Here is a 15,837-nt window from a genome sequence, read left to right as displayed (position 1 = left end):
CTAGCCGCTAACGTTTTGCTGCTTGACGTTCGTGCTTGATTTCGGATACTTCACTGTCATCCTACTTCTAAAGCCCATTAGGAGCTCTTCACTTGAATTTAAGCACGGCGCCAAACAGCTGTTAGCTGCAGGGCTATCGTAATTCTACACATTAACTATTTCAATATTGCCAAACTTTGCAATAATATCTGCGTCAGTTACTATGTTCGGTACAGCTATACAAGCAAATGATTCGGGTCGAGATAAAGCTACATATATCATTCTTTGTTTTTCATTTGGCAGGTCTACTGGTGAAACGAAATCAGATATTGATATTTTCTCGCCGGAGCTGTTTGCGCTAAGAACTAATAAAATGGAGTTGAAAGTCATTCCTTTTACTTTATGTATAGTTGATATAGGGTATTGCAATTCTGTTTGAGGATACATTAAGGTTTTTAAATTTTGTGTAACATATGCATTCCCTTTCTTTTTAAGTTGCAATTCTATTTCTACGCCAAAAAAAGTTTTAATGTACGCTGTTAATTTTGATGTCCAATTCAATAAAGTGTCATTAGTAGATGGAATGTTTTTGATGAAATCATAAAGTTTAACATTTAAAGCAGAATCCTCCTTTAGCTTATTTTCCTCAACTAATTTCTCTTTATAATCTTTAGCAGGAAAGTTTAATTCCACATATATCTTTCTGAGAGTGTTAATGCAATCTTTGATTTTTCCTATTTCAAAGTTATAAGTAGCAAGAATTATAGCTTTCGCTATTTCGTTTTTCCATGGGTTTTCATACGTTTGTTTAACACCGAACATTTCTAAATGTGAACTTCCTCTAACTAATATTTGATATGGTAAGGTTGTATCGATATTCAAAGTGTATTTGGATACTAAAGAATCTAAAGTGTTTTCGTTATATTTAATTATTTTGACTGGCAAGTCTGTGCCGATCTTGCAAACTGATTTGATTGGCTTTTCAGACACTCTTCTAAAAATTTGATAGAAGTCAATAATTTTCTGTGATGAGCGTCTACATGAGGACAATTCATAAGTTTTCCAATTTATTTTGTCTTCATATCGTTGAATAAATAAATCTGGTCTTGCTTCCCGAAATTCATAAAGGCTCTGATATGGGTCGCCAATAAATTCGATATTTGATAATCCGTTTTTTATTAATTCATCAAATATTCTGTACTGAAGTTCTGAGGTGTCCTGAGCCTCATCAATAATTAAATAAGGGAATCTCGCTACTAAGTTTTTCCCAATCTGAGGGAAATTTTGTAGTAATTGTAAAGCAATAAATGAAGAGTCATCATTGTTTAAATAGCCATTTTCTAATTGCCAGTCTTTGAATTTTTTTGCGAATCTTTCAAAAACAGAAGGATCAACAATTGCTGGATTTGGTTGATTCCCATCCCAAGTAATCGTTCCATCAATTTCGAATTTTAATAACGAGGGCTTATATGATACGCTTAGCGGCTGATTTCTTTTATTTGGAAACCATCCTAGATTCATGCTGTCTAAAAAATCAACTGAATTCAAAATTGAAGGTCGTTCAGATTTATACCTTAATAAGTGATAAAAGGGTAGTGTCAAATATTTATTAATAAAACCATCAAGGGTTGAAACGATATTTGGATATGACAGTGTTTGAGAAGAAAGTTTTTCGAATTTTGTATAAATTTCATCTTTTGCAACATTTGTGAAAGACAGGCATGCAATACCTGAATACTTACCATAATGCTTAACCAACTCGTTTAACAAAAGAGTTAGTTTATAAGCAACTGCTGAGGTTTTTCCACTTCCTGGGCATGCATTTAATACAATTTTCCCTCTAGCTTTTATATAATTGTCGTTTTCTGGATTAATCTCAAATTTCATACTTACGATGTTACATGGTTTATGGCCTTTTCGATATACTCGGGAACGACAAAATTTAAAAGTGTGCCTTTTTTCAACTCCAATTCAATTTCATAAGAAAGGTTTTGAGCAAATTCAGCTTTGGATGGTAATGCTTTCCAGACTAGAATGGCAATTTTCTCTTTCTCTTCTTCTGTAAAAACTTCATTAGGCAGACTGTTAACATAATTCTCCACAATTAAATACTTCGAATTGTCAACCGTACTTAAATAATTTATTAAAAATTTCTTTTTGAAGTCTGTTTTATTGTTTGCTATGTTTGAATAGGCTATTTCATATTCCAGTGTCTTAAAAGCTGTAAAAATCTTGACCTTATTTTTTCTATAAGTAATAGTTGATTTAAGATTTGAAATTCGGTTATTAATTTTTGCTGAGTATAAACCTTTATGAAAAGCATTAAGTTTGGAGTACGTTTTAGAAGTTAAGTTTTTGAAACTGTTTTTTGCACTTGAATATCTATCATCATCTGTAATAATTGAGGCTTTTTGAGGAATCCTTTTACTTGAATCTTTTGAGTTAAACAAATGAATGAAAGGATAAAAAGATATACCTTCAATATTTACTATCTCACACCTGTAATCTTCAAGATTTGAGTTTAAAATATCGGAGAAAGCTTTCAGCAGTAGCTTTTCCGATATTCCTTCTACGAATAGTATGCCTCTTGCAAAAAATAGTTGACTTTTTGTAACATCTAAGTATCTCTCAAGCTGTTTCTTTCGTGAAGAAAAATCATCGTCGGTTAGGGTTATTTTTTTTGTAGAGACCTCTATAATATTTTCACTTTCTCTGTTTTTATAGCATGTCCCAATATTTATTGCTCGTTCATTTATAAGAATTAAATTGTCAAGATTAGCTTTTGAGGTCAAAGTAGGTGAATGAGAAGTTATAAAGAGCTGACAATTATTTGGATTACTAGCTGTTTTTAAAAAATTATAAAGATTTAATTGAAGTTGGGGGTGAAGATGAGCCTCCGGTTCTTCTATCAATAGAACGAAATGTTGATTGGGATTGTCAATAGTTCTTTGTTTAATATCCCCTAAAATTATCGCAATGTAAATTAGGTTATTGAAGCCCAAGCTATTTTGCCATAAATTAAATCCCTCATCGTCAAGTTTTGTTTTGTCGTGTGGCAGGTATGGTTTTATCACATTGACAATACTTTCAATTTTTGAAGAGGCTTCAATCCTCATTCCAATTTGGTTGTCTTTTGATATTTTAAAAATATCTTCTAGATGTTCATTTACACTATTCCTAGTGTTTGTGACTTCGTCTCTCTTTAAAAGTTCAGTATTAGCGGTTTGAATAATTTTTTTAAACTCATCCTCTGTTTGTGCTCGTTCCACTATTCTTTTAATTACAGAACCAAGCATATTCGTTTTTGTGTTTAATAAATCGGTAGTGCTGTCTCTCAAGGCTCCTAAATAATAATGTTGAAAGATTTCAAATGTTCCTGAGTCAGCTTTTTGTTCTGTATTTGCACTAGTATAAAATGAGAATTTCGGAAAAGTGTTTGCTCGCAATTCATATATCAAAGTAATTTGGGCGTATTCGGTGGCTGGTTCAATTACCAGGTATTCATATAAAGCTCCTTTTTCTGAACTTGATAACCCATCAAAAATATATCGTATTTCTATCCTATTGTTGAGAGTGTTGGTAGTTTTATCGAAGTGAAAGTCATCATTAGAGATATAATAGTCCTTCTTAGGACTTCCCAAATTGTATAGCAATCTAATTGCATCTATCAAAGCTGTCTTACAACTTCCGTTTTCTCCAATTATGATATTTATTTTAGAGTCAAAAGAGAATTCTTGACTTTTGATACCCTTAAAATTTTGTATGTTGACTTTTGAAAGATACACGGGATAAAGTTTATTATTGAGTGTTTAACAAGTCTTGCTGCTAACGTTTTGGAGTTTGGCGCAGTGGAGGAATTCGGAGCATTAAACTTTCAATACTCCGCAAAAGTTGATGCTAGGCAGAATGTTCAATTAACCACTTTACTCGTCATTGAGCCAAACGCCTATTTCCTACTGTGTTATTTTTCAATTGAAGTTGTGCCATCACTTTCTCGAACTTACTTTTGATTTAAAATCCGAAATTTCTTTTTTACGTTGTTCGCACCAAATATTAATTGTGTCGCTGAAGTTGTCAATGTTTGAGGTTAGATAAGTTCCAATTTCTTTATTGTTGTCCTCGTTAAGTAAATAGGGTTTGATAATTACATTAATAAATTTTAATTCTTTTTCACTCATCCCTGTCCAATTATAGTGATACTTAACTATGCAAATAGCAAAACCATATTTTGCTTGATAAAATAAAGCAAATACCCCTCCTGTAACTTGATAAACATTCTTAGCATTAACCGATAAACCAACAGTAAATATTTGACCTGAATAAGTATCAATTCTATAATCATATTCAGGTTTTGCTTCCTCGTATAGGTAGTCCATAATAGAGCCAAGTCCAACGAGTTTGGATTTTCTTTTTTCTTTTTGCTGAACCTCAAATAACCCACTTATGGCATCAATTCCATTTTCATTTGACTTTTCGATAATCCTTTTGAAAATTTTCTGTTGGTCTGAATATTCAATCTCATGGAAAGGGTTTGAATTAACGACTTCTAAGTCCGATGAATTTAATTTTTCAATCAGAATGTCAAATGATTTTTGAATTAATTCAGAGTACTTTTTTTGTGCATTCGACCTATGTTCAGGCAGAAGACTGTCCTCAAAAGAAAGAGTTGCTAATTCGCTTGATTCTTCGCCATTATTCTTTGCTGGTGATTTGGTCTTCGCTATTGTAGTTTGTTGACTTTTCACTTTTTGTTGTATCGTGTTCTCATCAAAGGAGAATATTTTGTAGCCAGAACTTCTTATCTCACTAACAGGAATTTGAAGAAAGTCACTTTTTTCAACAACTTTTTTCTTAATGTAATTGTCTATTGCTTGAATAGTAAGAAAGCCGTCCTCGTCATAGAGAGTTTGCTTTTTAATAGCATCAATTAAAAAATATGTGAAGTAGCTATTTTTAATGTCGTTACTTTGAATTGCTTTCTTTTTACTTTCAGTAGCAAACATTAAACATAACTCTGAAGAATGATGGTTAAGACGTCTAATTTCTTTCTCAGGGTTATCTGTTCCTTTGAAAAAAACATTTGAACCCGAATGACAAGCGTCAATAAGGAGATACTGATTCTTGGGAGTAATCTTCACAAAGTATCGAAGTAAAATATCTTCTATTGTAAGTTCTGTGTCATCTTCAAATAAAATTTTGGATTTGCCTTCATCCTTGTCATACTCACCATGTCCAGAAAAGTAAAAGAATAGCAAGTCTTGTTTAGGTTTAAATTCTTGCTCTATCGCAGAATATGCCTCGTCAATTTGTTGTTTAACGGATTTCTTACTTTCGGTAACTTTATAAATGTTGTCTTTGCTAAATCTACAATGAGAAATTAGAGTTTGCTTCAAGTCTGTTACATCCTTTACGCAATAGGGTAACTCGTCACCTGGATAATTGTCCATTCCGATTAGTATGGCGTATCTTGTTTCTGTCATTATTGTCTGTTTTATATTGTCACTTTAAAGTTAGCACAGTCCCCAAGCCTTGCAGGTAACGTTTTCGGGCTTTGCGTTTGGGCGGGTTTCGGAGCACAAAACTGTCAACCTATTTCAGGACTAGACACACAAAAGCTCCAAACTTGCACGTCACCCCGGCTGACGCAAAACCCTTCCAATGTTTACAATTCAATAAATTTATACTAAAGGATTCAAACAAATTCAGAAAGAACAAGGGGCGGAGTAAGACCGTAAAACCGCGTTGGCCCAGAGCCATTCTAACATGACAGTCACCGCCCTTTCTCTTACCAGATGCTGAACAGTTCATTAAGCAATTTAAAATGCTTGAATTAGGATAGATAGCACAGTGTAAGATTGTTCTTCCCTTTGTTTTTTTCTTACTACTAATCTAATTTTTAAATGGTTAAAAAACAAATTATGACAGACAAATTATCTTGTTGTGGCATTGATGTATCTCACTTAACATTAGATGTTACCTACCAAAATAACCTCGGTGAGCTTTTTTATCTCCAGGTTGGAAATAACAATGCAGGTTTTAAAAAACTACTTGAACATACTGGTCAAAATTGTCATTTCGTTATGGAAGCCACTGGTGTTTATTATATCAGGCTTGCCTTTTTCTTGGACAGTTTGGGTTGTAAGTTGAGTGTTGTAAATGCCATGAGTATTAAACGTTATATTCAAATGCATTTAGAACGAAATAAAACTGATAAAAAAGATAGCAGATGGATCTGTCAATATGCTATTGAACAACGCCCTCCCTTCTGGGAAATGCCGGACAGTGCTTACTTTGAGTGCAAACAGATTTATAATACTATCAGAGAATATGCTGAACAAGTAAAGGGATTTAACAACCAGTTACACAGTTTAAAACTACTTCCATTCCCAAGTAAAGAAACCATAAAATCAATTGAAAAAATGAAGTCTTACTTGGAAAAAGAGATGGATCATTTAGAAGTTAAGCTTCAAGTACTTCTTAAGAAATGGCAGCCTGATCAATATAAATGTATCAATAGTATCAAAGGTCTAGGCAAACGAGCTACTGCATTACTAATCATCTTCACTCAGGGTTTTAAGCACACAACCAATCATCGCCAATTAATCAGCTTTTCAGGGTTAAGTCCAACTGAATATTCTAGTGGAACTAGCATTAAAGGAAGTAACCGAATTTATAAAAAAGGATGTAAGCCAATTCGAGATGTTTTATACATGTGTGCCATGAATGCCAAACAAACTAATGAGGCTTGTAAACAGCTTTTTGACAGACTTAAAGCCAATGGGAAAACTTGGAAACAAGCACTAATCGCCGTTATGAACAAGCTATTAAAACAAGTATTTGCTGTAGTAAAAAAATTCTCTTTATCAACCTAATTAATGTTCAACTTTACATTAAAAAGGTAGTTTTTTATTTGTTTTTATGCACAGTTCATTTTAGGTGCTGTGCTTATTGTTATCCGATTATTTTTTTAATTCTCGCTTTTATGTTCTCATAGGTCAAGTTAAGCCGCTGTTTGGCATTTTGTGTCAATAATGCAGTATGAGCCATAGCATCACGAATGGGTTTATACTCTTTTGCGTCTCTAGATAAACCAGCTTGTTTAACGGGGTCAACTTTTTCAATTAAATTGGCCAAGTTGTCCATATCCAAATAAACAAGTTCGTCTTTTGATTGTCTTAAATTAAAGCTTATGTTGGCGGTATTCTTGTTAGTCTCTTCTTTCTCTCGCCATTTTTTACTTTCTGCTATAGCTTCCATTGACAAAGGAATGGGTTTATAATTTATGTATTTACGAAGTAAGTTTTCACTGATAAAACATTCGGCGTAACATGTGACATTGTATTCTGCATCTCTACTTAAACTTTCAAGCCATTCGTCCACTTTGCTTCGGTAGATAGATTCTTTGCTGGGAACAAATTCATCAGAAATGGTATTCACAAGTTCTTTTGACTTTCTCTCTTTTTTTGTGATTCGAGTTGTATTCTCTGAATCACCATCTTGTCTTAATTCTACACGCCACTTATCCCAATCGTCTGTAATAACTTTCATTATTTCTTTTAATTCTGAAAGAAGTGTTTGAAATAGTGGGTCGTCTGAAATAACGCCTTCACGGCTACTTGTAAAACGGTCTTTATCGCCATCCAAACGGTCTAAATGTATTTGACCATATATGTAGCTTTCAACAAGTCGAGCTGATGGAATATGCTTCAATAAGTCTTTTTCTCTTAATCTACCATTTACGTATAAGTCAAGGGATACTTTTTCTTGCGTATTTCTTATTTTAAGGTGCTTAGGTTCAACAACAGAGGCAATAAAGCCTTTTATTCCTTCTAAAGATGAATTTAGTTTTTCAAACTTTTTAATATGCTCATGAGTTGGTGATATTTTGTCCTTCAAGTATGGGTCATTGATGGTGTTAATTTGCCATACGAATTGGGTGCTTTGAGATAAATCATTTAATTCATTCAACGTAATTGGGTCATAATTTAAAGTAATTTTAAACGAATCATCAATTAGTGAAAATCTAAAAAATAAGGCAATAAGTTTTCTGATGTATTCTATCCTGTTTCTTATTCCATCATTAATGTTCTCAAAATAAATAATTGTGCCTTGCTCTACATTGTCAAGATGATTGCCAAAAAGTCCTTTATTAATACTTTCTAAAGGATATTGTTGTGGAGTTAGGTCGTCATTGATTGCGTTGTCTAAGCCTGAATTGTCAATGATTCCACCGACAAAATCTGAATTTTTTGTTTTCGTTAGTACATGAATTCTTTTTGCACACGATAGCAAGGCTAGTTTACCAATCCCTTTACGTCCAATAAATGGTCTGTTTAAATTAGTTTTATCTGAGCCGTCCTTTCTTTTTGAATAACCGATTTTCAAGAACTTATTTTGAAAATCTTCAGAAGTCATTCCTTCCCCATCATCTTTAATGATTAGATGATTGTTTTCTCTATCAATATAAATCCAAACGTTCTTTGCATCAGCATCCCAAGAATTTGAAATTGCTTCACCCAATACCGTGATAAAGTTCCTGTAAAGATTACGCCCCAAGTGATTGAGAACGCTCAACGAAATGTTGAAAGTAAAATTATCCATTGTAGGTTTTGGTTAAATGTTTGAGTATGCTTTTACCAATTGCGAAACCAAGATTAACTGGAACTGCATTGCCGATATGTGTTCCTATACGAGTTAGGCGAACATCGTGTTTTTTGTCTACGAATTTATATTTAGGTGGAAAACTTTGAAGAATTGAACCTTCACGGATGGTTAAGGCTCTATCCTGTTCTGGATGGCCAAAACGTCCTGTTCCATAATTATAAAATTGTGTTGTAATTGTTGGAGCAGGCTCGTTCCACGACATTCTTCCGTAAACAGCTTTATATGTTTTCCCTGAATCCTTTTTATGACATTCTAATATAAGTTCTTTGTCCCAATCTTCCCATGTTCCATTTGGAACTGATGCTTTGATTCTTCTTAGATTTATTTCTGTCAACTTAGTTGTAAAATGTAATTTATCATTTTCGCTAATTTCACCACATTCAATTGGCTCTAAATGACCTATTGCGTCCCGCACTGTTTTGTATTTTTCTTTTTTATGAGTTGGTGGTATGAAATCAATTTCACCAAGTTGAGAAGCAAGCAAAACAAGTCTTCTCCTTTTCTGCGGAATACCATAGTCAGGGCAATAAACATTTTTGTATTTGACTTTGTATTTAAGTCTTTCAAGTTTTGCTACAAAGTCTTTAAACACCTGCTTATTAGATAGATTTGTTACATTTTCCATTGAAATAATAACAGGAGTTGTCTCCTTAACCAATCTAATAAATTCATTCAGTAAGTTCCATTTATCGCCTTGCTCTTTGTCCTTTACTTTGTTTGCATGTGTTGAAAATGGCTGGCAAGGTGCACAGCCAACCAAAATTTTCACTTCGCCATCTTGCCAATATTCCTTGATTTGTTTTCCTGTAATTTCTGTTATGTCTGCTCCTATAAATTTAGCTTTGTTGTTTACTTCATAAGCATATTTACAGCTTGTGTCCAAGTCTATTCCTGCTCTAACTTTTATTCCTGCTTTTATAAGTCCGTGAGTAAGTCCACCCACGCCACAAAACAAGTCAACCCCCGAAACTATCGGCAGGGTCTGTTTAATCTTGATTGGTTTTCTTGTCTTTTGTCTGGTTGTCATAAGTTTTTAATTGTCTCTATGATATGGAATTGTCGGTTACTTAGTCTCTTGCACTTAACGTCCAAGGCTTACCGCAGGGCTGAAATTGTTGCTGTGTCTGCCCTGCAAATGAAGCAAATTAAAAAAGCTGCCCGTCCTGAAAAAAGTTGATTAGTTTAGTTAATTAGTACTAGTATTGGTTTACTAAGATAATTAATCTTGATATAGGTTTAGTTTTAAATTTAGTTACACATAGTTTTAATAAATATTTATTTGAATGCTTAGTTTTAATTGGATTGATCTAATTCTTCTTTAGTTTTTCGCTTATAATAATAGTTTTTCCACTGTTTTGTTTGAGGGCCTTTTTGATTATGTACCTCATGTGGAATTTGCCAATTTAAACTAGAATGACGACTTCTGTAATTATAAATTGATATACAGCGGGCTATATGTCTTGAAGCTGTATCTGCATCACTATAATAATCACTTATAAGTTCAGTTTTAAGTATACCATTTACCCTTTCAGCTATGGCATTTTCATAAGGGTCTCCATTCTCAGTCATTGAAATCATGCAATTACTTTTTTGAAGCATATCAGTATAAGCAGTACTGCAATATTGTATTCCCCGATCACTATGATGAATAACTACTGCATCAATAGGCTTTTGCGCTAATTCCTTTTTAAGTACCAATAGTCCGCTACTGACTTTCATATCATCGCTCAAATTAAACCCGACAATTTTTCTGCAGGCTTGCAGTTGGATTTGCCTTTTTATTTCTTGAACTGCTGGCTTCCAGACTTTTTTCTAATTGGAATATTTAGCTTTTTTTCTGCTATATTAATCATAATGTCTAAAGAATCAGCTCTAAGTTTCTCCCATTCCAATTGCTTTTCCAAAGCCGAAATTCGTTTTAATAAATCTTCTGAAGTGACATCCTTTTTGGGGACTCTTTTTTTCCTGGATCCTTCATATCTCGAATGTAATGACTTTGTTGCTTTTTGGTCTTAGGTATCCCATAAATCCCTTGGTAAATTTGAACCCATTTACATATGGTCGTTCTGCTTATCCCATACTTTGCTTGTAGCATCCTATAGCCACAGCCGTGGCTTAAATACGCTTGAATAATCTGATCTTTTAAGTCCATAATGGTTGTTTTTTAATCAACCTATTTCAGGACTAGACAATAGAATGTTCAATTAACTACGTCAACCACCATTGAGCCAAACGTATGTTGATGAAGGTGTTAAGTTAAACTTTTTTTGAATTTTGATTGATTAATATTCCAATTACTAATCCTATTGCTCCCTGTTTTCCTACTTTGTTTAGCAAAAGCTGTAAATCGCTTGTTAGAAGTCCTAGCTTTGATGCCATGGACATATTAGCACGTCCATTCAAAAATTCTTGAAGAGAAGAAGTAATAATTCCCAATTTACTAGCTGTACCAATATCAGCAACACCATTTAGTAAATTATTTAGGTTGTGTGTTAGTAAACCTGCTCTACTAGCAATACTTATTTCACTCATGGTAATTTGTTTAGTGTTTCTATTTCATTAAGAATACCGGTTTCAATAGGAGAGGGCGCATTTTGTTTATAATCTAGCAAAAAATTACCATATTCACTTCTGAACTGCTTTGTCGAGCCTGTCTTTTCTACTAATTCGTATAATTGAAATTTTTCTTGTCTAGTTGACATTTGATTAAAAATAGAAATGTAAATATCACCAAGATCCTTGTATTTACTATTTGAAAGTGCAAGTACAAATTTATTTACCTCAATCCTGTTTTGAACTACTCCTTTTGAATGGACATAATTAAAATATTCACTGGTAGATTTAATAATGTCATTTTTGAATGAATCTGCAATAAGGCTTTCTAAATTATTTAAAATTCTGTCTTTTATGATTTCATCTTGCATTGACTGATTAACGAAGTGTTGAAAAAACAAAATATCATATGACCCTTTGTGCTCAGTATCTGAACGAGTAAAAGCCTCTTTAACTTTTTCGAAATGAGCTGGTTCTAACTCCCTTGATAATAGCAAAGTATTTAGATTAACAATGTCATCAGGGACAAGTAGAAGCCTTTCAATTAGATGGTCGGACTCCTCTTTTCTTAGAATATGATAAAGCCCTTTTGGATCGCTCGTAATCTTGTTACTTAGATTCTCAATGTCCTGCTTTATCTGAACATTTTTTAGCAAAAGCGTTTCATTGTCTTGTGCGATTGTTTTAATATTTCTTTCTATACGGGAGACATACACACCAAGTGCTATTGAAATTATCCCAATTATTATTGCAAAGATTGCTATAAAGTTAGAGGAAGCGCCTAATTGGCTTGACACCCCATCGAAAGCCGTATCTAGCATACCTACCTGACTATTTGATTGCTCCTTTAAATAACTGATTTGTTCATTGATGTTATTGACTTCCTTTCCTAAACGTTCAATTTTATTTTCAATTGAAATAACTCGACAGTTTAAAGTGTCAATCTTTCCCTTTTGTGCAAAAGAAGTCAAGGAGAATATAAATATGAAGCATGTTAAAATAAATTTCATAAGTTTTAATTTGTTACCATTGTCGTCGCTAACGTTAAAGCATTGGCGATGTGGCGCTATTCTGTATTACGCTTGCTTAGTGCAGCTACAGATTAAAGATACAAAAGCTCATTGTTTATTTTACTGTTCGGCTTTATTTGTCTGACGAAACCGAAGCTGATTAGCGAACTGCGGATGATTGTTTCAACGTCCAGACCCAATTGCACAAAACCTTTGCAGTAGTATTATTTGTCATTAAAAAGTTGAATATTTTCAGTACTTCCAGATTGTGTCAAAATATTATTGATATAATTTGTTTGACTTTCTTTTGTAAGTTGATTAATTATTTCAAGTATTTCTTTTTGGTCACTGCTTTTTAAGGTCTTTGCTAATTCAGAAAATTTATCCTTTAACATTTCGAGTTTTATCAATTGCAACTCTTTCTCAAGTAGCATTTTTTTTATTTCAATTGATTTTAATTCAATGTTTGAACTAATGTCAATTTTAGACTTATACTCGTCAAGTGAAGATGTGTTAAGGGATTTAATTTTTTCAATTTCTTTACTAAGTATTATTTTGAAACTATCGTCTTTTCTTAATAAGTCCGCAAGTCGTTTATCTGCTTGCCGTTTTCTATTAAAAAAATAATAAGAAATATAAGTTGATACAAATCCAAGGATAATTGATAGGATTGTCAAAATATTTATATTCTCTAAAAAGTCTTTCATATCAAAAATTATTTAATGGTTGACCTTTTCTAACATGGATATCATATTTATCGAACGATAGTGCGATAATTCCAAAGAAAGCAAGTAAAGTCTGGTAACGCCAAACAGTTGTCACAACTTTCGAATTAGGAATTGCACCATAAGTTGCAACAAGAAAGAACGCCAAAATGAAAAATAAGTAAAACAATATCTTTTCAGTACTGCCTATTGCGACACTCATTAGGAACATAGCTACCGCTAGAGTTAATGTTTTCTCTTGTATGGGCTCCATGTAAACAAGCGAGATAAAAAAAGGGAATGCTAGAATTGTTGTATTCAGCATTATGCTTATGATACAGTCTTTGGTTTTTGGTCCCATGTTCATTGTAAGATTTTGATATTAAAATTTTGCTGCCAACACTTAAATATACGCTACTCAAAATGGGGAGTCTTCAATTTCAATTTTAGAAAAGCAATAATTTAAGTATTTACTATTCTACTTTTTAAATTTTTTTCTTGCGTTAATATATTATTGCATTTTGAAAAGATATAATAAGTTTACTAATTAAATCTTTTCGAATTTTAGTCAACCAAATTTATTTCAAAGCACTGCCCCCTGACTCCCAGACATAAAATTGCAGTGTCAGTAAAACACTTACAAAACGTAACAATTGGGGGAGGAATAAATTGGGATTAGGAAGTTATAAATAAATTATTATATGACGAAATAATTATAATAACTAGTGGGAATATATTCTCCATTAGAATGGAAGTGCAGGATTGTCGGCTCCACTGCGTTGCGCCTCAGGATTCGCAAGCAAATGCAGGACTGTCGGCTTCACTACGTTTCGCCGACTTCCTAAGAGGGGGGCGTACCCAAAAGCCTCGCACCACCTTTGGTGGTGCTGCTTAATCATTTCTTCGTCCTTTCGCGAATAAATTCGCGACGTCCTCAGAAATAATTAAGCCCCCAACTTCGTTGGAGGCTTTTGTGCCCAGAACAGGAATCGAACCTGCACTACCTTGCGATAACCAGATTTTGAGTCTAGCGCGTCTACCAATTCCGCCATCTGGGCTTTAATTGGAGTGCAATATTAGCCCAACCACTTATAATTTCCAAAATATTCTATTGCAGGCCGGCTAAAATTCTATCTAAATACTTCTTTTTAAAGTAATAGTCTTTTACTTGCAGCAACTCTTTTTCGGTAGTAGTATCTTCTGTATAATTCGCCATAACTGGCTCAATAGCTTCATATATTTCGTTTTGTAGGTTATTGGCTGCGGCTTTAATGGCTGCTATTGCTGCGATGTCGGCTTTGTCTAGTTCCATCACTTGCTCGTTCAAGTCCATCACTTCCATTAAAAAATCGGGGGGTAATTGGTATTTCTCTTCTTCTTGTATCAAGCCCTTTAATCCCAATATATATTTAATCAATTGGTCTTTGTTCTGCAAGGTTTTGTAGGCATCATTAATTGTTGCTGATTGCTCTAGCGCTCTATCTTGTTCCTCCTGTGTACCTCCGCCAAAAAAGTCGGGGTGATTGGCCCTGCTCAGTTCGTAAAATTTTTTCTTTATGGTTGCGGTGTCGATGGTGAAACTGGGTTCGATCCCGAATAATTCAAAATAATTCATGGAACAAATTTAAGCCCTTAGCATTCATGAAGGTTTCGAGAAATGATAAATATCATTGTTATTAAAGGGGGCAATCAGTTAAATTCGTGCAAAATTGTTCGATGCTTGTTATTGGTCTTATTAGAGAGGGTAAAATTCCGGCGGATAATCGCGTGGCGTTAACGCCGGCGCAGTGTAAATTTCTCACTAAGAATGTAGAGAATGTGGTAGTGAAAGTGGAGTCGGCGCCGGATCGTTGTTATTCTGATGAAGAGTATGCGCGGGCGGGGGTGGAAATTACCAATGACCTTTCTGATTGTAATTTGTTGTTGGGTATTAAGGAAGTGCCCGTGAGTCAACTCATTCCGAACAAGCGTTACATGTTCTTTTCGCATACCAAAAAAATGCAGCCTTATAACCGTGCCCTCATGCAGGCCATGGTGCAAAAGAATATTACCTTGATCGATTATGAATGCCTGGAACACAAAGATGGGCAGCGCATCATTGGCTTTGGTTTTTTTGCCGGCATCGTAGGGGCGCACAATGGTATCATGGCTTATGGCAATCGCACGGGTGCGTTTAAATTAGAAAGGGTGCATAAAATCAAAGACTATCGCGCCCTCATCCATACTTATTTTGGGTTGAAATTGCCGCCCATTAAAATTGCCGTAACGGGTAGTGGGAGAGTAGCCCATGGTATTTTAGAAATCATGAACCTGATGGATGTGCAGGAAGTGGAGCCTGATGAATATTTGAACAATCAATTTGATTATCCCGTGTATGTGCACTTAAAGGGCAATAATCTTTATCAACACAAAACCAATCATACTTATAATCGCAATCATTTTCATGAGCATCCGGAGGAGTATGAATGTTTATTCGAACAATATTGCGCGCATACCGATATTCTCATGAATGGGATTTATTGGGGGCCAAATGTGCCGCGCTTGTTTTCGATGGATTCCTTGAAGCGTCCCGATTTCAGGATTCAAACCATTGCAGATATTACCGATGATAAACATGGGTCTATTCCTTGTAACCTGGGCGATGCTACCATTCAAGATCCGGTGTATGGGGTGAATAAAATCTCTGGTCAAAAAACCGATCCTTACTTGCCCAGTTCGGTAGACATCATGGCCGTGGGTAACCTGCCCAATGAATTGCCGCGTGATGCCAGTCGTTATTTTGGTGAACAGCTCATCAAATATATTTTGGATGATATGCGCAAAGGCGGGTCGGCCATTATTGAGCGTGCCACTATTTTAAACAAAGGCAAACTCACCGATGAATTTGAGTATTTAAAAGACTACGCGAGCCTCGATTAATTTGGCTT

15 protein-coding genes and 1 tRNA gene are annotated in these 15,837 nt (G+C 34.3%); 2 read left to right on the top strand and 14 right to left on the bottom strand.

Annotated elements, in window-relative coordinates:
* Positions 1 to 144 precede the first annotated feature (144 nt).
* The 3 genes from ACTIEI_RS07930 to ACTIEI_RS07920 all read right to left on the bottom strand — a co-directional run bounded on the left by ACTIEI_RS07930 (position 145) and on the right by ACTIEI_RS07920 (position 5,459).
* Positions 145 to 1,866: a UvrD-helicase domain-containing protein gene (locus tag ACTIEI_RS07930; RefSeq protein ID WP_439505755.1), complete on the bottom strand. Its 1,722-nt coding sequence runs from the start codon at positions 1,864 to 1,866 to the stop codon at positions 145 to 147.
* 2 nt (positions 1,867 to 1,868) lie between these two features.
* The gene (locus ACTIEI_RS07925) at positions 1,869 to 3,764 is read right to left on the bottom strand and encodes an ATP-dependent nuclease (protein ID WP_439505754.1); all 1,896 of its coding nucleotides are present in this window, start codon (positions 3,762 to 3,764) and stop codon (positions 1,869 to 1,871) included.
* Positions 3,765 to 3,965: 201 nt separating this feature from the next.
* Positions 3,966 to 5,459, bottom strand: a complete 1,494-nt coding sequence (locus ACTIEI_RS07920) for a caspase family protein (protein ID WP_439505753.1) — start codon at positions 5,457 to 5,459, stop codon at positions 3,966 to 3,968.
* Between the two features lie 438 nt (positions 5,460 to 5,897).
* On the opposite strand from ACTIEI_RS07920, the gene ACTIEI_RS07915 reads away from it, so the two are divergent.
* Complete coding sequence (locus ACTIEI_RS07915) at positions 5,898 to 6,851, top strand: IS110 family transposase (RefSeq protein ID WP_439505752.1); 954 nt, start codon at positions 5,898 to 5,900, stop codon at positions 6,849 to 6,851.
* A gap of 79 nt (positions 6,852 to 6,930) precedes the next feature.
* On the opposite strand, the gene ACTIEI_RS07910 is transcribed toward ACTIEI_RS07915, so the two are convergent.
* From ACTIEI_RS07910 to hscB, 11 genes are all read right to left on the bottom strand, one after another.
* On the bottom strand, positions 6,931 to 8,499 hold the full coding sequence (locus ACTIEI_RS07910; protein ID WP_439505751.1) for an ATP-binding protein: 1,569 nt from the start codon (positions 8,497 to 8,499) through the stop codon (positions 6,931 to 6,933).
* Between the two features lie 73 nt (positions 8,500 to 8,572).
* Positions 8,573 to 9,670 (bottom strand): DNA cytosine methyltransferase, encoded by a 1,098-nt coding sequence (locus ACTIEI_RS07905; RefSeq protein WP_439505750.1) that lies wholly within the window; start codon positions 9,668 to 9,670, stop codon positions 8,573 to 8,575.
* A 266-nt stretch (positions 9,671 to 9,936) separates the two neighbouring features.
* Complete coding sequence (locus ACTIEI_RS07900; RefSeq protein ID WP_439505749.1) at positions 9,937 to 10,362, bottom strand: transposase; 426 nt, start codon at positions 10,360 to 10,362, stop codon at positions 9,937 to 9,939.
* A gap of 59 nt (positions 10,363 to 10,421) precedes the next feature.
* Positions 10,422 to 10,547: a hypothetical protein gene (locus ACTIEI_RS07895; protein WP_439505748.1), complete on the bottom strand. Its 126-nt coding sequence runs from the start codon at positions 10,545 to 10,547 to the stop codon at positions 10,422 to 10,424.
* 14 nt (positions 10,548 to 10,561) lie between these two features.
* Positions 10,562 to 10,738 carry a hypothetical protein gene (locus ACTIEI_RS07890; RefSeq protein ID WP_439506245.1) on the bottom strand — a complete coding sequence of 59 codons (177 nt, stop codon included), beginning with the start codon at positions 10,736 to 10,738 and terminating at the stop codon, positions 10,562 to 10,564.
* A 161-nt stretch (positions 10,739 to 10,899) separates the two neighbouring features.
* Complete coding sequence (locus tag ACTIEI_RS07885) at positions 10,900 to 11,175, bottom strand: hypothetical protein (protein WP_439505747.1); 276 nt, start codon at positions 11,173 to 11,175, stop codon at positions 10,900 to 10,902.
* Entirely contained in the window at positions 11,172 to 12,206 is a 1,035-nt protein-coding gene (locus tag ACTIEI_RS07880; RefSeq protein WP_439505746.1) for a hypothetical protein, read from the bottom strand. The genes ACTIEI_RS07885 and ACTIEI_RS07880 overlap by 4 nt, the downstream gene beginning before the upstream one ends.
* Positions 12,207 to 12,430: 224 nt before the next feature.
* On the bottom strand, positions 12,431 to 12,913 hold the full coding sequence (locus ACTIEI_RS07875; RefSeq protein WP_439505745.1) for a hypothetical protein: 483 nt from the start codon (positions 12,911 to 12,913) through the stop codon (positions 12,431 to 12,433).
* A 1-nt stretch (position 12,914) separates the two neighbouring features.
* Positions 12,915 to 13,277: a hypothetical protein gene (locus ACTIEI_RS07870; protein ID WP_439505744.1), complete on the bottom strand. Its 363-nt coding sequence runs from the start codon at positions 13,275 to 13,277 to the stop codon at positions 12,915 to 12,917.
* Between the two features lie 607 nt (positions 13,278 to 13,884).
* Positions 13,885 to 13,968: transfer RNA gene (locus ACTIEI_RS07865), tRNA-Leu, on the bottom strand.
* Between the two features lie 50 nt (positions 13,969 to 14,018).
* The gene (gene hscB / locus ACTIEI_RS07860; RefSeq protein WP_439505743.1) at positions 14,019 to 14,525 is read right to left on the bottom strand and encodes a Fe-S protein assembly co-chaperone HscB; all 507 of its coding nucleotides are present in this window, start codon (positions 14,523 to 14,525) and stop codon (positions 14,019 to 14,021) included.
* Between the two features lie 101 nt (positions 14,526 to 14,626).
* On the opposite strand from hscB, the gene ACTIEI_RS07855 reads away from it, so the two are divergent.
* Complete coding sequence (locus ACTIEI_RS07855; RefSeq protein WP_439505742.1) at positions 14,627 to 15,829, top strand: NAD(P)-dependent oxidoreductase; 1,203 nt, start codon at positions 14,627 to 14,629, stop codon at positions 15,827 to 15,829.
* Positions 15,830 to 15,837 lie beyond the last annotated feature (8 nt).

Source organism: Sediminibacterium sp., from assembly GCF_051860225.1.
Lineage (GTDB): Bacteria > Bacteroidota > Bacteroidia > Chitinophagales > Chitinophagaceae > Sediminibacterium.
Note: the sequence above shows the minus strand (reverse complement) of the source record. Positions and strands in the feature narration are given on the sequence as shown.